The 22,804-nt window shown below is 64.3% G+C and carries 21 protein-coding genes and 3 tRNA genes; 18 read left to right on the forward strand and 6 right to left on the reverse strand.

From position 1 onward, the window contains the following. Positions 1 to 20: 20 nt before the first annotated feature. Positions 21 to 1,985 (reverse strand): site-specific recombinase, encoded by a 1,965-nt coding sequence (locus tag ACLV74_RS12105; protein WP_411879645.1) that lies wholly within the window; start codon positions 1,983 to 1,985, stop codon positions 21 to 23. A 19-nt stretch (positions 1,986 to 2,004) separates the two neighbouring features. Next, positions 2,005 to 2,424 (reverse strand): Co2+/Mg2+ efflux protein ApaG, encoded by a 420-nt coding sequence (apaG, locus tag ACLV74_RS12110; protein ID WP_411879646.1) that lies wholly within the window; start codon positions 2,422 to 2,424, stop codon positions 2,005 to 2,007. A gap of 163 nt (positions 2,425 to 2,587) precedes the next feature. Between apaG and rpe the strand changes: the two genes are divergently transcribed. The 4 genes from rpe to ACLV74_RS12130 all read left to right on the forward strand — a co-directional run bounded on the left by rpe (position 2,588) and on the right by ACLV74_RS12130 (position 8,536). After that, complete coding sequence (gene rpe / locus ACLV74_RS12115; protein ID WP_411879647.1) at positions 2,588 to 3,283, forward strand: ribulose-phosphate 3-epimerase; 696 nt, start codon at positions 2,588 to 2,590, stop codon at positions 3,281 to 3,283. Between the two features lie 91 nt (positions 3,284 to 3,374). Beyond that, complete coding sequence (locus tag ACLV74_RS12120; RefSeq protein WP_411879648.1) at positions 3,375 to 5,048, forward strand: adenylate/guanylate cyclase domain-containing protein; 1,674 nt, start codon at positions 3,375 to 3,377, stop codon at positions 5,046 to 5,048. A 130-nt stretch (positions 5,049 to 5,178) separates the two neighbouring features. Beyond that, on the forward strand, positions 5,179 to 5,961 hold the full coding sequence (locus tag ACLV74_RS12125) for a response regulator transcription factor (RefSeq protein ID WP_411879649.1): 783 nt from the start codon (positions 5,179 to 5,181) through the stop codon (positions 5,959 to 5,961). A 58-nt stretch (positions 5,962 to 6,019) separates the two neighbouring features. Further along, the gene (locus ACLV74_RS12130; RefSeq protein ID WP_411879650.1) at positions 6,020 to 8,536 is read left to right on the forward strand and encodes a PAS domain S-box protein; all 2,517 of its coding nucleotides are present in this window, start codon (positions 6,020 to 6,022) and stop codon (positions 8,534 to 8,536) included. A gap of 35 nt (positions 8,537 to 8,571) precedes the next feature. On the opposite strand, the gene ACLV74_RS12135 is transcribed toward ACLV74_RS12130, so the two are convergent. Next, positions 8,572 to 9,141, reverse strand: a complete 570-nt coding sequence (locus tag ACLV74_RS12135; RefSeq protein WP_411879651.1) for a hypothetical protein — start codon at positions 9,139 to 9,141, stop codon at positions 8,572 to 8,574. A 97-nt stretch (positions 9,142 to 9,238) separates the two neighbouring features. After that, positions 9,239 to 9,421: a hypothetical protein gene (locus ACLV74_RS12140; RefSeq protein WP_411879652.1), complete on the reverse strand. Its 183-nt coding sequence runs from the start codon at positions 9,419 to 9,421 to the stop codon at positions 9,239 to 9,241. A 309-nt stretch (positions 9,422 to 9,730) separates the two neighbouring features. On the opposite strand from ACLV74_RS12140, the gene ACLV74_RS12145 reads away from it, so the two are divergent. Further along, positions 9,731 to 12,118 carry a PAS domain S-box protein gene (locus ACLV74_RS12145; protein WP_411879653.1) on the forward strand — a complete coding sequence of 796 codons (2,388 nt, stop codon included), beginning with the start codon at positions 9,731 to 9,733 and terminating at the stop codon, positions 12,116 to 12,118. Between the two features lie 155 nt (positions 12,119 to 12,273). Continuing rightward, the gene (gene gph / locus ACLV74_RS12150) at positions 12,274 to 12,924 is read left to right on the forward strand and encodes a phosphoglycolate phosphatase (protein WP_411879667.1); all 651 of its coding nucleotides are present in this window, start codon (positions 12,274 to 12,276) and stop codon (positions 12,922 to 12,924) included. Between the two features lie 66 nt (positions 12,925 to 12,990). Here gph and ACLV74_RS12155 read toward each other — a convergent pair whose 3' ends face one another. Continuing rightward, positions 12,991 to 13,578 carry a chalcone isomerase family protein gene (locus ACLV74_RS12155; protein WP_411879654.1) on the reverse strand — a complete coding sequence of 196 codons (588 nt, stop codon included), beginning with the start codon at positions 13,576 to 13,578 and terminating at the stop codon, positions 12,991 to 12,993. A 447-nt stretch (positions 13,579 to 14,025) separates the two neighbouring features. Between ACLV74_RS12155 and trpE the strand changes: the two genes are divergently transcribed. Genes trpE through ACLV74_RS12195 form a run of 8 tightly spaced genes read left to right on the forward strand, consistent with a single transcriptional unit; the run spans position 14,026 to position 20,825 of the window. Beyond that, a complete protein-coding gene (gene trpE, locus ACLV74_RS12160; RefSeq protein WP_411879655.1) occupies positions 14,026 to 15,525 on the forward strand; it encodes an anthranilate synthase component I in 1,500 nt (499 codons plus the stop codon). Then, positions 15,522 to 15,842 carry a chorismate mutase gene (locus ACLV74_RS12165; protein WP_411879656.1) on the forward strand — a complete coding sequence of 107 codons (321 nt, stop codon included), beginning with the start codon at positions 15,522 to 15,524 and terminating at the stop codon, positions 15,840 to 15,842. Before trpE ends, ACLV74_RS12165 begins: the two co-directional genes overlap by 4 nt. 2 nt (positions 15,843 to 15,844) lie before the next feature. Continuing rightward, a complete protein-coding gene (locus tag ACLV74_RS12170) occupies positions 15,845 to 16,426 on the forward strand; it encodes an anthranilate synthase component II (RefSeq protein WP_411879657.1) in 582 nt (193 codons plus the stop codon). Beyond that, positions 16,423 to 17,472 carry a low-specificity L-threonine aldolase gene (gene ltaE, locus ACLV74_RS12175; protein ID WP_411879658.1) on the forward strand — a complete coding sequence of 350 codons (1,050 nt, stop codon included), beginning with the start codon at positions 16,423 to 16,425 and terminating at the stop codon, positions 17,470 to 17,472. The genes ACLV74_RS12170 and ltaE overlap by 4 nt, the downstream gene beginning before the upstream one ends. A gap of 35 nt (positions 17,473 to 17,507) precedes the next feature. Further along, positions 17,508 to 18,176, forward strand: coding sequence for a LysE family translocator (locus ACLV74_RS12180; protein WP_411879668.1), 669 nt, complete (start codon positions 17,508 to 17,510; stop codon positions 18,174 to 18,176). 33 nt (positions 18,177 to 18,209) lie between these two features. Then, positions 18,210 to 19,253: an anthranilate phosphoribosyltransferase gene (gene trpD, locus ACLV74_RS12185; RefSeq protein ID WP_411879659.1), complete on the forward strand. Its 1,044-nt coding sequence runs from the start codon at positions 18,210 to 18,212 to the stop codon at positions 19,251 to 19,253. 5 nt (positions 19,254 to 19,258) lie between these two features. Further along, on the forward strand, positions 19,259 to 20,074 hold the full coding sequence (gene trpC / locus ACLV74_RS12190; RefSeq protein ID WP_411879660.1) for an indole-3-glycerol phosphate synthase TrpC: 816 nt from the start codon (positions 19,259 to 19,261) through the stop codon (positions 20,072 to 20,074). Positions 20,075 to 20,093: 19 nt separating this feature from the next. After that, positions 20,094 to 20,825: a uracil-DNA glycosylase gene (locus ACLV74_RS12195; RefSeq protein ID WP_411879661.1), complete on the forward strand. Its 732-nt coding sequence runs from the start codon at positions 20,094 to 20,096 to the stop codon at positions 20,823 to 20,825. Positions 20,826 to 20,870: 45 nt separating this feature from the next. Here ACLV74_RS12195 and ACLV74_RS12200 read toward each other — a convergent pair whose 3' ends face one another. Further along, positions 20,871 to 21,974: a patatin-like phospholipase family protein gene (locus ACLV74_RS12200; protein ID WP_411879662.1), complete on the reverse strand. Its 1,104-nt coding sequence runs from the start codon at positions 21,972 to 21,974 to the stop codon at positions 20,871 to 20,873. Between the two features lie 130 nt (positions 21,975 to 22,104). On the opposite strand from ACLV74_RS12200, the gene ACLV74_RS12205 reads away from it, so the two are divergent. The 4 genes from ACLV74_RS12205 to ACLV74_RS12220 all read left to right on the forward strand — a co-directional run. Continuing rightward, positions 22,105 to 22,190, forward strand: a tRNA-Tyr gene (locus ACLV74_RS12205). A 98-nt stretch (positions 22,191 to 22,288) separates the two neighbouring features. Beyond that, a tRNA-Gly gene (locus tag ACLV74_RS12210) sits at positions 22,289 to 22,362 on the forward strand. A 97-nt stretch (positions 22,363 to 22,459) separates the two neighbouring features. Next, positions 22,460 to 22,534 (forward strand) — tRNA-Thr (locus ACLV74_RS12215). A 91-nt stretch (positions 22,535 to 22,625) separates the two neighbouring features. Next, positions 22,626 to 22,804: GTP-binding protein (locus tag ACLV74_RS12220; protein ID WP_411879669.1), on the forward strand; the 179-nt coding region annotated here is incomplete at its 3' end.

The raw sequence follows: 22,804 nt of genomic DNA on the forward strand, positions 1-22,804 counted from the left end.
GAGCCTGGACAGGGGTGAGCCTATTCAGGCATAAAGAAGCTGCGCGGGTGGCTGCGCCAACGCGCCCAGATGGCCGCGCGAATGCGGGCGCGGTCCACGTTGCTCACGTTGTGCGCCTGCAGGGCCAGGCGGAACGCGAGGTAAAAACTCACGCCGAGGTTCAGCGCGCCTATCAGCGGAATGGCCGCGATGCACCACCAGATGGGGAGGTGCCTGAACGCATCCAGTCCCAGCGAGGCGCCTGCCGCGGCGAGTTGCCCGGTCGACAGCGTGACGTGGCGCGCTTCGAGTTCCACGCCGAAGAAACCGGTGAAGGGCGGGATCAGGCCCAGCATGAAACCCAGCGCGATGTTGGAGGCAAAGCCCGAGATGTTGTCGCGCATGAAGGTGGACCAGCGCGCAGCGCGCTCGCCGCCCAGGAATGCGGTGATGCGCGGGTTGTGGCGCATGGCCGAGTCCAGGCGGTGCAGCACGAACCAGTTTTCCGTCCAGCCCGCGATCATGCTGGCCGCGAACAGGATGCCGCCGGTAAAGCCCGCCCACATCAGCGTAGGGCCCAGCAGCGTCAGCGTGCCCAGCACATGCTGCGCTTCGGCGTTGCTGATCATGGGCCGGCCCAGCAGCAGCTGGATCAGCGTGTTGACCAGCAGCACCGCCGGCACGACCATGAACACGTTGCCGAAGACCGCCGCCACCTGCGAGCGCACCAGGTGCGTGACCTCGTCGACAAAGGCTTCGATGGTGCCGGCGGCATCGGCCGAGCCGAGGTCCTTGAGCTTGGCCGCCATGGCCGGCGCCGTCATGGCGGGCTGCTTGGTGGCCAGCGTGAAATGCAGCAGCTGGATCAGGATGAAGCTTGCCGAATACATGACGGCGGACCAGAAGCCGCCCCAGAAAGCCGACAGGCCTATGCCCACGATCATGAATTTGAGCAGCGTGGTAAAGGCCGTGACCGCGCCGCCGCCCATGGCCTTGCCCAGCATCTCGCGGTATTCGCCGCGCGTGCGGGTGATGTAGGTCTCGCCGGTCTCGGCGCTGCGCTCGGCCATCTTGGCCGACAGCAGCGTGGAATTGGCGCTGATCAGCGCGCCTATGCTTTTGCCTTCCTGCGCGGTGATGACGCGCCGCCCCAGCAGCTTGACGGCCGCCATCGCGGGTTTGGGTGACAGCAGGCTGTCGAGCAGCTCGCGCACGCGCAGGATGCGTTCGCGCAGCTGACGCAGGCGAAACACCATGCCCACCGAGATGCCGTTGTCTTCCAGGTGCGTGTAGATGCTGTTGACGGCCTGGCGGCAGGCGTCCAGCCGCTCGCGATACTGCCCGATGGCGGCCTGCAGCTGCGCGTCGTCGCGTTCGGGTTTGAAAAAAGCATTGCGCAGCCCGTCGATGTCGGCAGGCAGCGCATGGAAGGCGCGCGCATGCGGTGTGGCGCGGTTCATGCGCAGGCGCAGCTCGGGCGCAAAACCGGTGGCCCGTATCTGCGCCGTACAGTAAGTCAGCGCGTCCATCAGGCTGTAGTGCCACTGCAGCGCATCCAGGTCGGGGCTGGCCGACAGCAGCAGCGTGAGCCGCGCGATCTGCGGCTCCTCAAGCGCGCCCATCCACTGGGCATCGAAGCGCGTGGGCGCCACCAGGGGAAACAGCTCGGAGGCGTCTATGGTTTCGGGCGTGCCCGGCAGCAGCTTGCGGCGCAGGCGCTCGGCCAGTTCGCTGACGAAAGCCGTGCGCGGCGCAAACCCGAAATCGGCCAGCAAGGTGGTGATGTCGACGGTCTGCATCAACGTTTGCCACCAGGCCTGCAGGCGCGCGCGCAGCTCGGGTTGCAACTCGACGGCGTCCATGAAGGACTGCACCCGCGCGACGGCCGCCGGCACCGAGGTCTGGTCGCCGCGTATCCATTCGAAGAGCTTGATCAGCCAGACGTGGCGCCCGGCCAGGTCGGCATCCGGGTCCAGCGCCTTGAGCAGGGAGGCCAGGTCTTTCATCGTACGGTCAGCCGTGCGGTCAATGCAGGACGCGGGCGGGCGGGGCGATGCCGCTGCCATTGCCGCCGTCGTTGCCGTTATGGGCCTCCAGCACGAACATGGGGATCGCCACCTCAAAACGCTCGCCGTCCTCGGCCACGCAAAAATAACTGCCGTGCATGGTGCCGCTGGGCGTGCGCAGGCGCGAGCCGCTGGTGTACTGGAAGGATTCGCCGGGCTTGAGCAGCGGCTGGTGGCCCACCACGCCCAGTCCCTTGACTTCTTCGTTATGGCCCCTGGCGTCGCTGATGATCCAGTGGCGCGAGATCAACTGGGCGCTGACTTCGCCGGTGTTGGTGACCGTGACGGTGTAGGAAAAGCCGTAGACATGGTCTTCCGGCGCCGATTGCTCGGGCACGTACTGGGGGATGACTTCGCAGGAAAATTGGTATTTGGGCATGGCGCAAGGTATTAGAACCTGTTCACGGTCTAAACGAGGCCCCGTTTAGACCGTGAACAGGTTCTCGTCCATGTTAACCGCCCGCTGCGCTGTTGGCCGGGCGAAACAGCCCCGCCGGCAGAGGGGGACGGCGGGGGCCGCGGCTTGCTGCGACAATCCTGGCATGCCTCAAAACCAGCCGCCCACCTACCGGATCGCCCCTTCCATCCTCTCCGCCGATTTCGCCCGCCTGGGCGACGAGATCAAGACGGTCATCGCCGCCGGCGCCGACTGGATCCATTTCGACGTGATGGACAACCACTATGTGCCCAACCTGACTTTCGGGCCCATGATTTGCCAGGCCCTCAAGCCGCACGCCAAAAAAGCCGACGGCACGCCGGTGCCGGTGGACGTGCACCTGATGGTGCAGCCCGTGGATGCGCTGGCAGCGGCCTTCGCCGACGCCGGCGCCGACCTGGTCAGTTTCCATCCCGAAGCTTCCGGCCACGTGCACCGCAGCGTGCAGGCCATCAAGGCCAAGGGCTGCAAGGCCGGGCTGGTGTTCAACCCGGCCACGCCGCTGGACGTGCTGGACTGGGTGATCGAGGACATCGACCTGATCCTGATCATGAGCGTCAACCCGGGCTTCGGCGGGCAGAGTTTCATCGACTCGGCACTGCGCAAGATCGAGCAGGCGCGCAAGCGCATCGACGCTTCGGGCAAGGACATCCGCCTCGAAGTCGACGGCGGCATCAAGACCGACAACATCGCGCGCGTGGCCGCGGCCGGTGCCGACACCTTTGTGGCCGGCAGCGCCATCTTCGGGAAACCCGATTACAAGGCGGTGATTGACGCCATGCGGGCGGAACTGGTGAAATGAGCCTGAGCGCGGCGATGCGGACCCGCATGCGCCAGTCCCGGTAACCGGCCATGCCGGACGCCGGCCACCGACATTCAGATGGAGGAGCCGCATGATGGAAGCTGTGAACCAGCCGCAAGGCGGGCCGCGCCCCTTGCGCCGCTCCCGCATCCTGGTGGTGGACGACACGGCGGACATCCGGTATTTTCTCGTCACCCTGCTGCAGGATCGTTATGACGTGACGGCCGCCGCCTCGGGCGAAGAAGGCCTGCAGGTCGCGCTGTCCGACAAGCGCCCCGAAATCATCCTGCTCGACGTGATGATGCCCGGGATGGACGGCTACGAGGTCATGCGGCGGCTGGCGCGCGACCCGCGCACGGCCGACATCCCGGTCATCTTCCTGACCGCGCTCGGCAGCGTGGAAGAAGAGCAGTTCGGGCTGGACCTGGGCGCCACCGACTACATCACCAAGCCCATCAGCCCGCCCGTGCTGCTGGCGCGCGTGCGACTGCACCTGGAGCGCAGCGCCAATGCCAAGCGCCTGAAGACCTTGTCCGAGCAGCTGTCGCGCTACCTCGCGCCGCAGGTCTACCAGTCGCTGTTCGACGGCTCCCGCCAGGCCGAGATCCAGACCCAGCGCAAGCGCCTGACGGTGTTTTTCTCGGACATCAAGAACTTCACGGCCTCCACGGCCCAGTGGCAGCCGGAGGAAGTTACCTTTCTCCTCAACAGTTACTTCGAGGAGATGTCGCAGATCGCCGCCGAATACGGCGCCACCCTGGACAAGTTCATCGGCGACGCCATCGTCATCTTCTTCGGCGACCCCCACACCCTGGGGCCGCGGCAGGATGCGGTGCAATGCGTCAGGATGGCCGTCGCCATGCAGCAACGCATGGGCGAGCTGCAGCAGCGCTGGAAGGACATGGGCATCCACAAGGCCTTCGAAATCCGCATCGGCATCAATTCCGGCTTTTGCGACGTGGGCAACTTCGGCAGCAACCTGCGCATGGACTACACCATCATCGGGCGCGAAGTGAACCTGGCGGCCCGGCTGGAGCAGGCCGCGGAGCCCGGCGAAATCCTGATGTCCCGGGACACCCACGATCTGGTGCAGGACGACATCGAAGTCGAAGCGCGCAAGCCGGTGCTCGCCAAGGGATTTTCCGAGCCCATCACGGTCTATGCGGTCCGCCAGGCACCGCTTGCGCCGGCCGGCGCGGCAGGGATGATTCAATGCGACCGCCCGGGCATGCGTCTGGAAATCGATGTGGGCCGCCTCACGCCCGCGCAGCGTGTGGACGCCGCCGCCGAACTGCGCAAGGCGCTGGGCAGCCTGGAGGCGCCCGCCGCCGCAAGCACGCCGGCTTCGCGCCTTGCCGCCGTGCGGGCGGCGGATGCGGCGGACCCGGAAGAAGCCGCGCTGCCTGACAGCATCGCCGGGCTGGACGTGGCGCTGGGACTGAGCCGGGCCATGGACATGAAAGGGTTTTACCTCTCGATGCTGCGCCGCTTCATGAACGGCCGCACGGACGCCCCGGCGCGCATCCGCGAGGCGCTCCAGGCCGGCGACCTGAAGGAGGCTGAACTGCTTGCGCACTCGCTGCGCGGGGTCGCGGCGCAAATCGGCGCCACCCAATTGCCGCTCGACGCCGATGCGCTGGAGCAGGCGCTTCACGCCAACGCGCCGCGTGCCCGCATCGACGAACTGCTGCTGCGCATGGAGGCATCGCTGGCGGAATTGATGACGGCGCTGCGCTCAGGCCTGCCGCCGGCGGCCCCCGGGTAAACCCCTTAAATGCCCGGCGGGCCCACTTGGTGTATCTTCGTCATGCGGGTGCGCGCCGTTTGAGCGAGCCCTCACACTCAAGTCCCGCACGCGGACCATTAGAATCAGACAGGGCGCCCAGGCGCATGTCATGCCCCTTATTCGGGAAAGGAGCTACACCGTGCACTACAACGACGTTTTCGCAGTAACGCCCAAAGGCCAGCAGGAACTGCGCAGCGCCGCCACCACGATTTCGCCCACCGAACTCGAACTCCTGGTGCGCCTGGACGGCATCCTGTCCATCGCCCAGATCCGCCAGAGTGTCGGCGGCGCCGACGCCGCGATGATCGAAAGCACCATGGGCCTGTTGCTGGCCAAAGGCCTGGTGGCCCTGGTCCAGGTGGACCCGTTCGCCATCACGATGCAATTCCAGCTGAGCCCGGCGGCGCTGACGGCCGCCGACGCCGAAGCCGACGCCTGCGCGGCTTCGCTCAAAAAGTCCAATTACTACGTGCGCATTGCGCGCCAGCGAGGCACTCCCCGGGTGCGCGCGCCGGGCGAGCGCCTGTCGGCCATCGTCGTCGACGACGAAGCGACCCTGGCCAAGTTCCTGCACCACTACCTGACCTTCGAAGGCTTTGATGTCCGGGTCGCCGGAAGCCGCGCCGAGGTGGTGGCCGAATTCCGCAAGCCGCCGATTCCCGACCTGGTGCTGCTGGACGTCATGCTGCCCGACGCCGACGGCTTCGACATCCTGCTGCGCATACGCTCGCACCCGCAGCTCAAGGACGTCCCGGTGATCATGCTGACGGCGAAGGCGACCCGCGAGGCCGTCCTCAAGGGCCTGGCCAGCGGCGCCGACGCCTACATCACCAAGCCGGTGGAGACTGAGTCGCTGCTTCAGGCGGTTCGCACCGTGCTGGGTTCGCAGTAGCGCGGCGTGGCCAGATGAGCCGCTTTTCCTGTGACCCAGGCCTGCCGGCTCAAGCGCCATGAAGCTGCCTTCCCGCGCGACCATCAATGTCGCCCTGGCCATCGGGATGATCCTGATCATCCTGAGCATTGCCGCCTCCTACCTCACCATCAACTCGCTGATCAGCGGAACGCAGAGCGAAACGCGGGCCCGCGAAACCATGCTGCTGCTTGAGCAGGTCATCTCGGAATTCAAGACGGCCGAGTCCTCGCACCGGCGACACCTGCTGACCAACGCCGACGAGGATCTTGCGGCCTACCGGCAGTCCCTCGTGTTGAGCCGGCAGGCACTGGAGCGCGGGCGCACCGCAAGCGGCGCAAGCCCGGACTGGGGCGCGCTCGAGGAGGCCATGACCCGGCGCTTCGAATTCATGGAGCGGGCCACGGCCGCCCGGCAGCAGCAAGGGCCTGAGGCGGCAGCGGCCATCGTCGGCAACGGCCCGAACCGGCAGCTCCACGACGAGATCGATGCGCTGGTGGGCCGCATCAAGCTGGCCGAGTCACAGGCCCTGGAACGTTCGAAAGAGGAAACGCGGCAGACCGCGCAGACCGTCAAGCAACTCATCCTGCTGGGCGGCTTGCTGTGCCTGAGCGTGTTCGGCTGGGCGATACAGATGATTTCGAAGACGCAGGAAAAGCGCCGCCGCATTGAAGCCAGGCTTTCGGACAGCGAAGCCATGAGCCGAGCCGTGACCGAAAGCATGGCCGAAGGGCTGGTGACAGCTACCGAAGAAGGCATCATCGTCAACGCCAACAGCGCCGCGCGCCATCTTTTCGGCTACCGGCTCGACGACCTCGTGGGCAAGGACGTTGCCATGCTGCTGCCCACGCGCTATCGCATGGGCTTCAAGGCTTTCTTCGCCAGCCTGGGCAGTCGCCACCGCGGCTTTCGCGAATGGGACGTCAAGGTCCTGGGCCTGCGCCACGACGGCGTCGAGTTTCCGGTGAACGTGTCTTTCGGCGACGTGAACGTGAGCGGGCGCAGGCTCTTCACCGCCATCATTCACGACATCACCGAAAGCAACCGCATCAGCGAGGCCTTGCGCGACAGCGAGGCCCAGTTGCGGGAATTGACCGACGCCGTCCCGGCCCTGATCGCCTATGTCGACAGGGAAGAGCGCTTCCAGTTCCACAACCGCGCCTATGAAGAGGTCTTCGGCCTGCAGCACGAGCAGATACACAACAAGACCATGCTGGAAGTCCTGGGGCCTCAGCTGTACGGCCAGGTCAAGGGCCACGTGCAGGAGGCTCTCGCCGGCTATTCCGTGCGCTACGAGCGCGAGCAGACGACCCCCGCCGGCGAGCGGCGCGAGTACGTCATGAACTATTTCCCGCGCTACGGCGAGGGCGACGAGCAGGGCACCATCATCGGCTTCTCCTCGCTGGGCAACGACGTCACCGAGCTCAAGCGCATAGACCGCATGAAGACGGAGTTCGTCTCCACCGTCAGCCATGAGCTGCGCACGCCGCTGACCTCGATACGCGGCTCGCTCGGGCTGGTCTGGGGCGGCGTGACCGGCGAGCTGCCGGCCCAGGCCAGGAACCTCGTGGGCATCGCCAAAAACAACTGCGAGCGCCTGATCCGGCTCATCAACGACATCCTGGACAGCGAAAAAATCGAATCCGGCAACATGCGCTTCGAGCTGCAGGCGACGGAACTGGAGCCCCTGCTGGAGCAGTCCCTGGCCGCCAATGAAGGCTTTGCGGAGCAGCACGGCGTGAAGCTGGTCCTGCACAACGCCAGGGCGCCGGTGCGGGTCTGCGTCGACAGCGACCGCCTGATCCAGGTGGTGACCAACCTGCTGTCCAATGCGATCAAGTTCTCGCTGCCCGGAAGCGCCGTGCAGGTGGCGCTGCACACGCAGGGCGGACGCGCCCGGGTGGAGATCAGCGACAACGGCCCCGGCATTCCGGATGAATTCCGCGAGCGCATTTTCCAGAAATTTTCCCAGGCCGACTCATCCGACACGCGCCAAAAAGGCGGCACCGGCCTGGGCCTGAGCATTTCCAAGGCCATCATCGAGCGCATGGACGGAAGCATAGGCTTCACGACGCAAGACCAGGTGGGCACGACATTTTTCTTCGAGTTGCCCCTGTGGCGCGAAGCGCCGCCGGTCACGGCGCCCATGGGGCTTTACGAGATCGCGCGCCCGCGCGTGCTGGTCTGCGAAGACGATCCGGACGTGGCCAAGCTTATCGGCATGATGCTCGACAAGGGCGGCTACGACGCAGACATGGCGCACACCGCCGAGCAGGCGCGCGATTACCTCAAGATGGAGTCCTACGCGGCGATGACGGTGGACATCAAGCTGCCCTATGAAAACGGGCTCTCGTTGATACGCGGCATGCGGGCGAACAAACGCACGGCCCGCCTGCCGGTGCTGGTGCTGTCGGTCACCGCCGCGGAGGCGCGCCAGCATGCCGCCAACCAGTCGCTGGGGATTGCGGGCTGGCTGGACAAACCGCTGGACGAGCAGCGCCTGCTGGACAGCCTGCGCCGCGCGATCAAGGCGCGGCCCGGCGCGAGGCCGGGTTGACGCGTTGACAGCCGGCCGCGCGCGGCCCCTGATGCTCAGGGATAGAGCATTTCCTTGTTGATGCTGACGCAGCCGCCCGGCATCCTGATCAGGTACACATGGTGGGTGGGTGAATACGGCAGGACGCTGATGTTGCGGCCTATCACGTTGAGCGGCTGCGCATAGCGGAAATCCTGCTCCGCGACGTCCTGGCAGGACTTGTTCCAGGTGCTGACGGTGTCGTAGCCGACGTCGCAGCCGCCCATCAGGCCGGGGCTGAAAAACGCGCTGACGAGGGTCGTTCCCGCGGGCCCGTTCTTTTCAATCGAGGCCGAGAAGGTCGAGGTGGCCGGCGCCACGCGATTGGCCATCAGCATCACCGCATAACCGCCTTCCGGCCCGGTCAGCACCGGCCCCAGTGTGCGCAGGGCCCTGGAGCAACTGGTGATTCCGGCGCCGGTTGCGAGCCGTTCAAAGGTGTTGGCGCCGGGTGGCACGGCGGCCAGCGGCGGCGTTGCCGGCTGGGTCAGCGTCGGCCCCGGCGCCGCGGCGGCGAGCAATGCGGTGCAGGCCACCGCCAGCCGTCGGGCCGTCTGCTTGCGGCTGTCTGGAGAAAAAGGATTCATGGCGTTCCCGTCACGTGCCTGGCCGCGGTTGAATAGGCATGCCCTGCGCGGCTCATTACCCGGGCATGGCGCTAGCGTAACGCAGAAAGCCGGGCTCTTAATCGCGGGGCGGCTGTACCCGCTTGTCAAAATCCGCCCTGTCGTGGGCCAGGCTGTCGCGCTGTTTGTCGAGTTTTTGTGTTGCGTTCCGGTCCTTTGCCGCACAGACGGCGGCGACCATGACCAGGGCGGCGACCACCCCGGCAAGAAGCCAGAGACTCGTGATTTCCGAAATATGCACTGTTCGCACCTCCCAAATTTGCCTAAAGGGGAGCGCAGTCTACGGGGGCTCGATTGCTGTTGTCTGTGCGGTGGGTAACTTGCGGGCAAGGGTATTGCCGATCCGCCGGAAAGCAGGCGCATACTGGTGCATGTGGAAAATTCGTCAGATGCACGGCATAAGGGGCGACAAAATCCACCCCGCATTTAGCGAACGCGGCCTGCGTTGCGCTGGAGTAAACGCATCGTCCGCATCGCTGCGTGAACCGCCGCCGTTCCCTTGCGCTTCGTTCCGTCAAACGCGCATGGTCCATACCCCAAAGGTTGCGAAATGAACCGCGACGAGACGCTGATTCAGGCTGTCGAGCGCTCGGAGGCCCAGGCGCTTGAACTGACCGGATTAAAGCTTGCCTTGCAGGCTTCCGAAGACAATGCCCAGCGCTTGCGCAGCCTCGCCGCCATTTCAGCGGACTGGTATTGGGAGCAGGATTGCGACCACCGTTTCACCGGCTTTTACACCGAACAGGACACCGGCAAGCTGGACGCCGCCGTGCTCGAATCCGCCGTTGGCCGTTACCGCTGGGACTTGTCCGGAATCACGCCGCTCGGCATGTCGTGGGACGAGCACCGCGCGGTGCTTGATGCGCGCCAGCCTTTTCGCGATTTCGAGTACATGCGTGAACTGGAAGGCCAATCGCTGCGCTATTTTTCGATCAGCGGTGTTCCCCTGTTTGACGGCAATGGCCGGTTCATCGGTTATCGGGGGACGACGCGCGACATCAGCGAAAGCAAACGCGCGGAGCAGGTGCAACGGCGGGCGTTTCGCATTCTTGACGACATTGTCGACAGCATCCCGATTGCCTTTCACCTGAAGTCGGTGCGAGACGGGCGCCATGAGGTGATCCTATGGAACAAGGCCGCTGAAGCCCTGTACGGGGTCAGCAGCAGGGAGGCGCTCGGACGCACGGTGCACGAGCTCTGGCCGAAGGCGGATGCGGACCGCATACACGCCGCCGATCTCGAGCTGATTGAGCAGGGCGTCATGCAGGACTTCCCCGACTGTATTGCCTTGACCCGGCATCGCGGCGCCATCCATGTCCACATGCGCAAGGTCCCGCTCAAGGACGACCGCGGCGTGGTCACCCATATCCTGGTGGTGGCCGAGGACATGACGGCGAACCAGGCGGCGGCGGCACGCCTTCGGCACAGCGAAATGCGCTTTCGCAGCCTGACCCAACTCTCCTCTGATTGGTATTGGGAACTCGATGAGGAGTTTCGCTTCACGCTGCTGTCGGGCGGCGCCGGAGGCGAGATCAAAACCACGGTTGCCGGATCCCTCGGCAAGACCCGCTGGGAGATTTCAGACCACCCGGCCAACGATGCCGCCTGGATTGCGCATCGCTCGCAACTCGAGAGGCATGAGACGTTTCGCGGCTTTGAGTTCGAGTGCGAGAACCCCGGCGGCTTGCGGATACTGAGCATCAGCGGAGAACCTGTTGTCGATGCCGGTGGAAAATTCACCGGTTACCGCGGTGTCGGCACCGACATCACCGCGCGTAAAGAGGCGGAGACGGCGCTGCGTACCAGTGAAGCACGCTTTCGCGCTGTAGTGGCCGTGCTTGCCGAAGCCATTCTGGTGCGTGATGCGGAGGGGAAAATCATCGACTGCAACGCCAGTGCGGAATACATGTTCGGGAAGACCCTGGACCAGCTCAAGGGGATGATTTCGGTCGCGGCAGACTGGCAGACACTGAACGAAGATGGTTCCATCATTCTCGAGAGGGATCGGCCGGCGGCCCTTGCCAGGCGAACCGGTTTGGCCCAGTCGAATGCGATCATGCATTGCCTCAAGCCGGATGGCAGCGTTTTCTGGGGAAGCACCAACGTGCGGCCGTTGTTCGACGGGATATCGAGCACTCCATACGGCTTCGTGAGCAGCATCAGCGATATCGGCGAACGAAAACGCGCCGAACTGGAGATTCTCAGGCTCAACGCCGATCTTGAAAATCAGGTTCAGCGCAGAACCCTCCAGCTGGAAGCCGCCAACAAGGAGCTCGAGGCATTTTCCTATTCCGTGGCACACGATCTGCGTTCTCCGTTGGGCACCATTGACGGTTACTGCGCCCTGTTGCAGAAGCTGGATCGGCCGAATACCGGGGATCGTGTACACCACTACCTGGATCGCATACGAAGTGGAGTTCGGCAGATGGTTGAACTTACCGACGGCCTGCTGTCGCTGACCCAGTTGTCGCGTGCCAATGTCAATTGGGAGACGGTGGACTTGAGCGCGGATGCGAACAGCATCCTTGCACGATGCCTGGAAAAAGATCCGGCTCGCATCGTTCATGTGACGGTCGAGCCCGGGCTGCTGGTGCAGGGCGACAGGGCCTTGCTGCGCCAGGTTCTGGAGAACCTGATTGCCAACGCCTGGAAGTTCAGTTCCAGGAAAACCGATGCGGAAATTCATGTCGGCAAGGAACTGGACGTGGATCTGCAGGCCATTTATTTTGTCCGGGACAACGGCGCCGGCTTTGACATGGCGCGTGCCGACAAGCTCTTCAGCGTTTTTCAGCGCCAGCACTCATCCGAGGATTTTCCAGGCAGCGGCATTGGCCTTGCCACAGTCAACCGCATCATCGCCCGCCACGGCGGCAAGATCTGGGCCCATTCCGCGGTCGGCCAAGGCAGCACGTTCTACTTCACGTTGGGGGCTGCGTAGGCAGTCTTTCCCGGCCTCCATGGCCGGCTTCCGCGCATGCGGGTGTTCGCGCCTCATTGAAAAACAAGCTCCGTTTAAGATGCAGCACCTGTCTTGAACGCCATGGCCTTGTTTTGAACTCCATAGTCTTGAACCTGAAAAATTTCGACGCTGTCATGGTGGACCTCGACGGCACGCTGGTCGATACCCTGGGCGACTTCGTGGCCGCCGTGAACGCCATGCTGGCCGACCTGCACACGCCGGGCCGGGCGCGCCACCAGCTGGACGCGGCGACCGTGGGCCGCATGGTCGGAAAAGGCTCGGAGAATCTCGTGAGGGCGGTGCTTGAACACGCGGCGGCCGATTTACCGGCGCGCTACGACCAGGCCTTTTCGAGCTACCAGCACCACTACGCCGCCATCAACGGCCGGCATTCGGTGGTCTACCCCGGGGGGCTGGAAGGCCTGCACAGCTTGCAGCAAGCCGGGCTCAAGCTGGCCTGCCTCACCAACAAGCCGCTGGCCATGGCGCGCCAGCTGCTCAAGCTCAAGGGCCTGGACGGCTTCTTCAGCGAAGTCTTTGGCGGTGATTCCTTTGAGCGCAAAAAACCCGACCCCCTGCCGCTGCTCAAGACCTGCGAGGCGCTGGGCACCGCGCCCGCCCGCACCTTGATGATCGGCGACTCCAGCAACGATGCGCAAGCCGCGCGGGCCGCAGGCTGCCCGGTGCTGCTGGTGACTTACGGCTACAACCACGGCGAGCCGGTGCGCGATGTGGACGCTGACGGTTTTATCGACTCGATGGCCGAACTGTGCTTTCAAAAATGACAGGGCGGAAACGGCAACGGGGCTTGCGCCCCGTCTATCGTGTGAAGCCGCGTGACCTCAGCTCGCTCAGTTCGTCTTGCCCAGCAAGGAGTCCTTGAGTTTCCAGTCGGCGGGCTGGGGGCCCAGCCAGATGCGCACCAGGGCGTTGAAGAATTCGACTTCCTTGAAGGGTTCGCCTTGCGGTTTGCCCTTGACTGAAATGATGGTGCCGGTGCCGGGGATCCAGTCGATGGTGAAGCCTTCGCCGGCCACCAGCTTCTTCTGGTCGGCAAAGAGCTGGCCCATCTTGATCAGGCCGGGGATCAGCTTGGACATTTCCGCCTTGGGTGCGTTCTCCGTGAAGGCGGTGGTGAAGCTCTTGCCGAGCTCGTTGGAGTCGATGTCGCGCAGCAGCGTGATGCTGATGCGCTTGGCCCCGGGCATGGCGTAGACCTCATCGGGGGTGGCTGCCTTTTTGGGCAGGTACATCGCGGCCACATAGACCTTGAACACGGCTTTGTAGCGAATGCCGGCGCCGTTGAGCTGCAGCTTGGTGCCTTGAACCTCAATCGGGTCGTCGAGCTTGACGCCCGAAACCTCCATGGGTGCGGCGAGGGCGCCGAATGAAAGCATCAAGCCGGCAAGGCCGGCCATGCATCGTGTGGTCAAAGTCATGGCTTGTCTTCTCCAAAGGTGGTGGAATAGAACGAGTGTTCTTTTTTTATAAGCTCATTCTCAATTCAGTTACCGATCCTTACAACAGGGTTTGCGATAGGCCTTGGTACCAGTTGTTGTAACTTTGCCAAGGGCGCCTGGAGGCTCTTTGCTGTTTGCTACACTTTGCCCTTCATGTTCATACATCGCATCATTCAAACAGGTTGTGGCGACCGGGGAGCCTGGCCCTGGCGTACCTGTCATTTCTCGCTCGCCTGAGGCGCATGCGGGCCGGCACGCTGAAGCGCTGCCATCGGTCCGCGCACTTGCCGCAGGTTCTGCGACACCCCCTTTCCTCTCGATGCTTTCCCGCAGCCCGCGGGAGCATCCCGGCCCCGGTTATCGGGGAATTTTGAATGACAGGCGGCGGCGCCCCTATGCGCCTTGCCTCCTCGCGAAGGAATCCACGTGATCACAGAACTCGAATTTAAAAGCCTGGCCGGCCAGGGCTACAACCGCATCCCGCTGATGGCGGAGGCGTTTGCCGACCTCGAAACGCCTCTTTCCCTTTACCTCAAGCTCGCGCATTCCAAAGACGGCGGCAAATTCAGCTTCCTGCTCGAATCGGTCGTCGGCGGCGAGCGCTTCGGCCGCTACAGCTTCATCGGCCTGCCGGCCCGCACGCTGGTACGTGCCTCGGGCTTCGGCGCCGGCCGGGTCACCGAGGTGGTGACGGACGGCCGTGTCGTGGAGACCTCGGCGGCCAACCCGCTGGACTTCATCGCCGACTACCAGAAGCGCTTCAAGGTCGCGCTGCGGCCCGGCCTGCCGCGGTTTTGCGGCGGCCTGGCCGGCTATTTCGGCTACGACGCGGTGCGCCACATCGAGAAAAAACTCGAAGCCAGCTGCCCACCCGACACCCTGGGCTGCCCCGACATCCTGCTGCTGCAGTGCGAGGAACTCGCGGTGATCGACAACCTTTCGGGCAAGCTCTACCTGATCGTCTACGCCGACCCGGCCCAGCCCGAGGCTTATGCCAACGCCAAGAAGCGGCTGCGCGAACTCAGGGAAAAGCTCAAGTACTCGGTCAGCGCGCCGGTGGTCAAGCCTTCGCAGGGCTACCCGGCCGAGCGCGATTTCGCCAAGGCCGACTACATCGCCGCCGTGGAGAAAGCCAAGCGCCTGATCGAGGCCGGCGACTTCATGCAGGTGCAGGTCGGCCAGCGCATCAAGAAGCGCTATACCGAATCGCCCCTGAGCCTTTACCGCGCCCTGCGCTCGCTCAATCCTTCGCCCTATATGTATTACTACCACTTCGGCGACTTCCATGTGGTGGGGGCTTCGCCGGAGATTCTGGTGCGCCAGGAACAAGTCAGCGAAGGCCAGAAAATCACGATCCGGCCGCTCGCCGGAACCCGCCCGCGTGCTTCTTCGCCCGAAGCCGACAAGGCCGTCGAGCACGAACTCGTCAACGACCCGAAAGAGCGCGCCGAGCACGTCATGCTGATAGACCTGGCGCGCAACGACATAGGCCGCATCGCCAAGACCGGCACGGTGAAGGTCACCGAGGCTTTCGCCGTCGAGCGCTACAGCCATGTGATGCACATCGTGAGCAACGTCGAAGGCATATTGCTGGACGGCATGACCAATATGGACGTGCTCAAGGCCACCTTCCCGGCCGGCACGCTGACCGGCGCGCCCAAGGTCCATGCCATGGAAATCATCGACCAGCTCGAGCCCACCAAGCGCGGCCTCTACGGCGGCGCCTGCGGCTACCTCAGCTATGCCGGCGACATGGACGTGGCCATCGCCATCCGCACCGGCATCATCAAGGACCAGACACTCTATGTGCAGGCGGCTGCCGGCGTGGTGGCCGATTCGGTGCCTGAGCTTGAATGGAAGGAAACCGAAGCCAAGGCGCGCGCTCTGCTGCGGGCGTCCGAACTCGTCGAGGAGGGCCTGGAATGAGCCCGGCTGTCCATCCACCCGTTGAGCACTGCCACACCATGGCCGACGTGCGCCGCAACATCGACGCGCTCGACGATCGCATCGCGGCGCTGATTGCCGAGCGCAGCGCTTACGTCGCCCAGGCGGCGCGCATCAAACAAAGCGCAGGCGAGATCGTCGACAAGGTGCGCATCGAATTCATCGTCGACCGCGTGCGCGCGCAGGCCCGCGAGGCCGGTGCCCCCGAAGGCGTCATGGAGGCGGCCTACCGCGCCATGATTGCCGCATCCATTGACTTTGAGCGCGGCGAATTCAAGCGCCTGCGCCAGGAGGCCTGAACATGAAGCGCAGCAAACTCTTGATGATCGACAACTACGACAGCTTCACCTACAACATCGTCCAGTACTTCGGTGAACTGGGCGCCGAGGTCGAAGTGTTTCGCAATGACGAAATCAGCGTGGCGGACATCGCCGCGCGCGGGCCCGACCTGCTGGTGGTCTCGCCCGGGCCGTGCTCGCCGGCCGAAGCCGGCATTTCGGTCGCGGCGATCAAGCACTTCGCCGGCAAGCTGCCCATCCTGGGCGTCTGCCTGGGCCACCAGGCGATAGGCGCGGCCTTCGGCGGCAAGATCATCCGCGCCCAGCAACTCATGCATGGCAAGACCAGCGTGATCACCACCACGCGGCAGGGCGTGTTCGCCGACTTGCCCGAGCAGTTCACCGTCAACCGCTACCACTCGCTGGCGATTGAGAAATCGTCCTGCCCCGATGCCCTGGCGGTCACGGCCTGGACAGACGATGGTGAGATCATGGGCGTGCGCCACAAGGAACTGCCCATCCAGGGTGTGCAGTTCCACCCCGAATCCATTCTCACCGAGCACGGCCACGCCATGCTGAAAAACTTTCTGGAGCAAACCGCATGAGCCAAGCTTTCACAGACCTGCGCAGCGACACCGTCACCCGGCCCACGGCCGCCATGCGCGAGGCCATGCTGGCCGCGCCCCTGGGCGACGACGTGTTCGGCGACGACCCTTCCGTCAACGCGCTGCAGGAAAAAATCGCCGGCCTGCTGGGCTTCGAAGCCGCGCTTTTTGTGCCCACCGGCACGCAGAGCAACCTCTGCGCCATCCTGAGCCACTGCCAGCGCGGCGACGAGTACATCGTCGGCCAGATGGCGCATTGCTACCGCTGGGAAGGCGGCGGCGCGGCGGTGTTCGGCAGCGTTCAGCCGCAGCCGCTGAACCACCACAGCGACGGTACCCTGTCCCTGGACGAGATCGAGGCATCCATCAAGCCCGACGACGCGCATTTCGCGCGCACACGCCTGCTGGCGCTGGAAAACACCCTGGGCGGAAAATTGCTGCCCTTCGACTATGTGCAGCAGGCCACCGCGCTGGCGAAAAAGCACGGCCTGAGCCGGCATCTCGACGGCGCGCGGCTGTTCAACGCCGCGGTCGCGCAGGCTGCGCAAACCGGCAGCAGTGCGCTGGCGGAAGCCAGGCGTATTGCCGGCTGCTTTGACAGCGTTTCCGTCTGCTTCAGCAAAGGGCTGGGCGCGCCCGTCGGCTCGGCACTGTGCGGCTCGCGCGAGTTCATCGCGCGGGCGCACCGCATCCGCAAGATGGCGGGCGGCGGCATGCGCCAATCCGGCATGCTGGCGGCTGCGGCCTCACACGCGCTGGACCACCACGTCGGGCGTCTGGCCCAGGACCATGCGCTGGCCAAACACCTGGCCGACGGCCTGGCCGGCATCGAAGGCCTGCAGGTCGAAGCGCCGCAGACCAACATCGTGTTTGTCGACCTGACGGGCGCGGCGCGCGAGCAATCGGCGGCCCTGCTCAAGCACCTGGGCAGCAATGGCATACACGCCACGGGCCTGTATCGCCTGCGCTTCGTAACCCACCTGGATGTGGATGCCGACGGCGTGGACCGCGCCGTGGCCGTGATCCGGAAATTCTTCAAAGCCTGAGCGCTTCACGCTTCGACGTTTTACGCTGAAAGACCATCATGGATCTGCACCATCTGCTCTTTTTCATCGCCGCCGGCCTGTTGCTGAACCTCACGCCCGGCCCCGACGTGCTCTACATCGTCACCCACGCCCTGCGTTCGGGTGCGCGCGCCGGCATGGTCGCGGCGCTGGGCATCACGGCGGGGTGCTTTGTGCACATCTTCGCAGCGGCCGTTGGCGTCAGTGCCCTGATGGCGGCTTCCGCCACGGCCTTCACCGTCCTCAAGTGGGCCGGCGCGGCTTATCTTGTGTATGTCGGGCTGCGCATGCTGCTGGCCAAAGCGCCCGCCGCCGGCGAGCCGTCCGCCATGAATATCGTGGCTCATGAGGTTCACGCTTCGGCCGCCCCCGTCTTGAAGCGCATCTTCTTCCAGGGCTTCTGGACCAATGCACTCAACCCCAAGGTGGCGCTGTTCTTCCTGGCCTTTGTGCCGCAGTTCATCACACCGGACATGACGAACAAGCCGCTGGCGTTTTTGCTGCTGGGCCTGCTGTTCAACTTCAACGGCCTGTGGGTCAACTTCGGCTGGGCCCTGGCGGCGGCCTGGCTCGCCAGGCGGGTGAGCGCGGTGCAGTGCGGCATGCACTGGCTGGAGCGGGGTGCGGGCCTGATGTTCATCGGCTTCGGACTCAAGCTTGCGACTTCCGACAATCCGGCCCGCTGATGCGGCCTTCATAAGAACGACAGGAGAACACTCATGCCTCATCCCCACAAGATCACCCCGCAGGAAGCGCTGCAGCGCACCATTGAACACCGCGAAATCTTCCACGACGAGATGCTGCACATCATGCGGTTGATCATGAGCGGCGAGATGTCGCCCGTGATGATGGCCGCGCTCATCACCGGCCTGCGCGTCAAGAAAGAAACCATAGGCGAGATCACCGCCGCGGCGCAGGTGATGCGCGAGTTTTCCACCAAGGTCCATGTGGCCGACAAAACGCACCTGGTCGACATCGTCGGCACCGGCGGCGACGGCTCGCACACATTCAATATTTCCACCTGTTCCATGTTTGTGGCGGCGGCGGCCGGCGCCAAGGTCAGCAAGCACGGCGGGCGCAGCGTCAGCAGCAAGTCCGGCAGCGCCGACGTGATCGAGTCGCTGGGCATCCACATCGGCTTGACGCCGGAAGCCATCGCGAAGTGCATAGAGCAGGTTGGCGTGGGCTTCATGTTCGCGCCCAACCACCACCCCGCCATGAAAAACGTCGCGCCCATCCGCAAGGAGTTGGGCGTGCGCACCATCTTCAACATCCTGGGCCCGCTGACCAACCCGGCCGGCGCGCCCAACATCCTCATGGGTGTGTTCCATTCCGACCTGGTGGGCATCCAGATCCGCGCGCTGCAGCGCCTGGGCGCCGAACACGCGATAGTGGTTTACGGCAAGGACGGCATGGACGAGGTCAGCCTGGGCGCGGCCACCGTGGTCGGTGAGCTCAAGAACGGTGAAATCACCGAATACGAAATCCATCCCGAAGACTTCGACATGCCGATGGCCAGCAACCGCGCGCTGCGCGTGGAAACGCCCGAGCAGTCCAAGGCCATGCTGCTGGGCGTGCTGGACAACCAGCCCGGCGCTGCGCGCGACATCGTGATCCTGAATGCCGGCGCGGCGCTGTATGCGGCCAATGTGGCCGACTCGATGAAGGCCGGCATCGTGCTGGCCCGGGCGGCGCTGGACTCGGGCGCGGCCAAGGCCCGCCTGCAGCAGCTCATTTCCACCACCCAACAACTGGCAGCCTGAACACCATGTCCGACATCCTCGACAAAATCATCGCCGTCAAGCGCCAGGAAATCGCCGAAGCGATTCGCCGCAAGCCGCTGGACCTCATGCGTGAAGACGCCGAATCGCGCGTGCTGACGCGCGACTTCGTGGGCGCGCTGCGCGCCAAGATCGCGGCGGGCCAGCCCGCGGTGATCGCCGAGGTCAAAAAAGCCAGCCCGTCCAAGGGCGTGCTGCGTGCCGATTTCATCCCCGCCGACATCGCGCAAAGCTATGCCGAAGGCGACGGCGTGCTCAGCGCAGCCTGCCTTTCGGTGCTGACCGACAAGCAGTTTTTCCAGGGCAGCATCGACTACCTCAAGCAGGCCCGCGCCTCCTGCAGCCTGCCGGTGCTGCGCAAGGACTTCATGGTGGACCCTTACCAGGTCTACGAAGCGCGCGTCATGGGCGCCGACTGCATCCTGCTGATCGCCGCCTGCCTGGACGATGCGCAGATGAAGTCGCTCGAGGCGCTGGCCATGTCGCTGGACATGGCGGTGCTGGTCGAGGTGCACGATGAGGCCGAACTGGATCGCGCGCTCAAACTCAAGACGCCGCTGATCGGCATCAACAACCGCAACCTCAAGACCTTCGAAGTCTCACTGGACACCACGATCGAGATGCTCGGCAAGGTGCCGGCGGACCGCCTGCTGGTCACCGAATCCGGCATCGCCACGCCGGCCGACGTGAAGCGCCTGCGCGACGCCGGCGTGAATGCCTTCCTGGTCGGCGAGGCCTTTATGCGTGCGGAAGATCCGGGGCTGGCCTTGGCCCAGCTGTTTGGAAATTCATCCACTAAATAAACAGGAACAGGCGGCGCATATGAATCCTCCGCTCGGCACCTCGGCAAATGGCACACCAACCCAGCTGACAAGCGCGGACCCCGCCGACTGGCCGGTGGCACCGGGCTGGCGCGCTACCACAGAGGCTTTTTTTGAGAGCGCCACCGGCCGCAAGCTGCTGGACTTCCTGCAAGGCCGGCTCGCGGAAGGCGCGACGATCTTCCCTCCCCAGCCATTGCGCGCGCTGGAACTCACGCCGCCCGAAGACGTGCGTGTGGTCATCCTGGGCCAGGACCCGTACCACGGCCGCGGCCAGGCCGAAGGGCTGGCATTTTCTGTCGCGCCGGGCGTGGCCTTGCCACCTTCGCTGCGCAACATCTTCAAGGAATTGCAGCGCGACCTGGGCACGCCGCCGCCCGCCTTTCCAACGCCCGGCGGCAGCCTGGTGAAGTGGGCCACGCACGGCGTGCTGCTGCTCAACACCTGCCTCACGGTGGAAGAAGGCCTGCCTGCGAGCCACGCCGGCCAGGGCTGGGAAGTGTTGACCGACACGCTGATCCGCCAGGTGGCGGACGGCGACCATCCGGTGGTCTTCATGCTGTGGGGCGCCCATGCGCAGAGCAAGCGGGCCCTGATCGACGCGAAGCGCCACAAGGTGCTGGTGGCCAACCATCCCTCGCCGCTGTCTGCCATGCGCCCGCCGCTGCCTTTTATCGGTTGCGGCCATTTCTCGCAGGCGCGGGAGTGGCGCGACGCGCACAAGAAAGGCTAGCGCTGCGGCCGCCAGCACTAATTAAATAAGGGCCGAGCGGTCCCGCTAGAACTCTTGGGGAAGGCTGCCGACATAGTCGCGCCGGATATTGACCGTACTTTGCTGGCCCAGCGCCTCAAAGTGGCGGCGCAGCCAGCGTTTGGCCGCGCCCTGGCCCATTTCAAAGAGCTTTTCAATCATCGCGCCATCGGCCGACATCTTGCTCGACGAAGGCAGGTCTTCCAGGGCCTCCCCGCCGTCGATGCGGTGCAGCAGCAGGCTTTTGTACTTCACGCCCTCCTGCAGGCGCCCGTCGGCCAGCAGGCGGTTGATGAAATCGATGGTGCGCATCTGCGACAGCAGGCTGGCGTTGAAGGTCAGCTCGTTCACGCGATCCATGATGTCGTGCGGCGTGTGGGGAACCTCCGGGCGCCGCAAGGGGTTGATCTGCACCACGATGATGTCCCGGCTGCTGCACTCGCTGATCAGCGGCAGCAGGGACGGGTTGCTGGAAAAGCCCCCGTCCCAGTAGGGCTGCCCGTCGATCTCGACCGCCTGGAACAGTGTCGGCAGGCATGTGGAGGCCATCACGGACTGCAAGGTCAGGCGTTTGCCCGAGAAAATCTCGGCCCGACCCGTGGTCACATGGGTCGCGGATACAAAAGTCTTTGGCAATTGCAGGCCGGCGACGGCGGGAAAATCGATTTCCGCCTGCAGCAGCTTGCGCAAGGGGTTGATGTCCAGCGGATTGGACTGGTAGGGCGAAAGCCACTGGCTCATCGTATTGCCGAAAAAGTTAGTGCCCACTTTGTCAGAGGGCCAGCCACCCAGAAGCATTTTGCTGATCCCATCGGCCATGGAGCCCAAGCTGCCCATGGCTGCCACGCCCTGCCATATCCGCGCCAGCGACGCGCGGGCAGCTTCGCGGGGATTGGGTGTTCCGCTGTCTTTATGTGCGGCGACGGCAAATCCGTGCGCCAGCGCTACGGCATTGACGGCGCCCGCGCTGGCGCCGCTGATGCCGTCGAACTGGATGCGCTCGTCCTGCAGCAGGGCGTCCAGAACCCCCCAGGTAAACGCCCCGTGGGAGCCGCCGCCCTGCAATGCCAGGTTGACCCGGCGCAGGGAAGCCGCTTCTGGCTGCGAGGAAGGGGAGGGTGCGTCGCTCATGGGCCTAGTTTGACAGGCGCAAAGCCGCGCCGGTCATGGCGCGGGCCCCGACGGCAATTTTTAATGCTTTTGCGATGCCCCGGCATTTCGTTCGACATAAAACCGTGGCATAATCCGAGGTTCGCTTGAAGGATGGGTGCCCGAGTGGCTAAAGGGGGCAGACTGTAAATCTGTTGGCTAACGCCTACGCTGGTTCGAATCCAGCCTCATCCACCAGATTTTGTTGATTTTTGGCAAGCGGCCAGTGCAAGGCAGTCGCGTAAAGCGGGTTTTGAGCTGCGAGTGGTTGGTGTGAGTTGAATTGGCAGAGCTGCGCGGGAGTAGTTCAATGGTAGAACCCTAGCCTTCCAAGCTAATGACGCGGGTTCGATTCCCGTCTCCCGCTCCACGAAACTGCGGTTTTGGGGTGTTCGCGGGCTCTGCTGGTTGATCTTGCGCCGGACTGCAGTGAGAGGTTTTTAAGTCTTTTGGCTTTTTGAATTTAAGCCCTTTTGGCTCAGTGGTAGAGCACTCCCTTGGTAAGGGAGAGGTCGCGGGTCCGATTCCCGCAAAGGGCACCATATTTTGAGTTGGCGCGGCGCGCAAAGCGTCGTTGCCGGCTGTAGTGAGTCACTGGTTTTGTAACTCTTTATAAATTTCTGGAGTTGAAAAATGGCAAAAGGCAAATTTGAGCGGACCAAGCCGCACGTCAACGTTGGCACGATCGGCCACGTGGACCATGGCAAGACGACGCTGACGGCGGCGATCACGACGGTTCTGGCGGCCAAGTTCGGCGGCGAAGCCAAGGGCTACGACCAAATTGACGCGGCACCGGAAGAAAAAGCACGCGG

Source organism: Polaromonas sp. YR568 (assembly GCF_943369415.1).
Lineage (GTDB): Bacteria > Pseudomonadota > Gammaproteobacteria > Burkholderiales > Burkholderiaceae_C > Polaromonas.

Excerpts from the sequence above, each read along its gene's own strand:
- ACLV74_RS12195 (WP_411879661.1), top strand. The coding sequence starts at position 20,094 with ATGAATCCTCCGCTCGGCACCTCGGCAAATGGCACACCAACCCAGCTG.
- ACLV74_RS12155 (WP_411879654.1), bottom strand. The coding sequence starts at position 13,578 with ATGACTTTGACCACACGATGCATGGCCGGCCTTGCCGGCTTGATGCTT.
- trpD (WP_411879659.1), top strand. The coding sequence starts at position 18,210 with ATGCCTCATCCCCACAAGATCACCCCGCAGGAAGCGCTGCAGCGCACC.
- ACLV74_RS12105 (WP_411879645.1), bottom strand. The coding sequence starts at position 1,985 with ATGAAAGACCTGGCCTCCCTGCTCAAGGCGCTGGACCCGGATGCCGAC.
- gph (WP_411879667.1), top strand. The coding sequence starts at position 12,274 with ATGGTGGACCTCGACGGCACGCTGGTCGATACCCTGGGCGACTTCGTG.
- ACLV74_RS12120 (WP_411879648.1), top strand. The coding sequence starts at position 3,375 with ATGATGGAAGCTGTGAACCAGCCGCAAGGCGGGCCGCGCCCCTTGCGC.
- ltaE (WP_411879658.1), top strand. The coding sequence starts at position 16,423 with ATGAGCCAAGCTTTCACAGACCTGCGCAGCGACACCGTCACCCGGCCC.
- rpe (WP_411879647.1), top strand. The coding sequence starts at position 2,588 with ATGCCTCAAAACCAGCCGCCCACCTACCGGATCGCCCCTTCCATCCTC.
- ACLV74_RS12145 (WP_411879653.1), top strand. The coding sequence starts at position 9,731 with ATGAACCGCGACGAGACGCTGATTCAGGCTGTCGAGCGCTCGGAGGCC.
- ACLV74_RS12170 (WP_411879657.1), top strand. The coding sequence starts at position 15,845 with ATGAAGCGCAGCAAACTCTTGATGATCGACAACTACGACAGCTTCACC.
- apaG (WP_411879646.1), bottom strand. The coding sequence starts at position 2,424 with ATGCCCAAATACCAATTTTCCTGCGAAGTCATCCCCCAGTACGTGCCC.
- ACLV74_RS12130 (WP_411879650.1), top strand. The coding sequence starts at position 6,020 with ATGAAGCTGCCTTCCCGCGCGACCATCAATGTCGCCCTGGCCATCGGG.
- ACLV74_RS12200 (WP_411879662.1), bottom strand. The coding sequence starts at position 21,974 with ATGAGCGACGCACCCTCCCCTTCCTCGCAGCCAGAAGCGGCTTCCCTG.
- ACLV74_RS12165 (WP_411879656.1), top strand. The coding sequence starts at position 15,522 with ATGAGCCCGGCTGTCCATCCACCCGTTGAGCACTGCCACACCATGGCC.
- ACLV74_RS12125 (WP_411879649.1), top strand. The coding sequence starts at position 5,179 with ATGCCCCTTATTCGGGAAAGGAGCTACACCGTGCACTACAACGACGTT.
- ACLV74_RS12135 (WP_411879651.1), bottom strand. The coding sequence starts at position 9,141 with ATGAATCCTTTTTCTCCAGACAGCCGCAAGCAGACGGCCCGACGGCTG.
- trpC (WP_411879660.1), top strand. The coding sequence starts at position 19,259 with ATGTCCGACATCCTCGACAAAATCATCGCCGTCAAGCGCCAGGAAATC.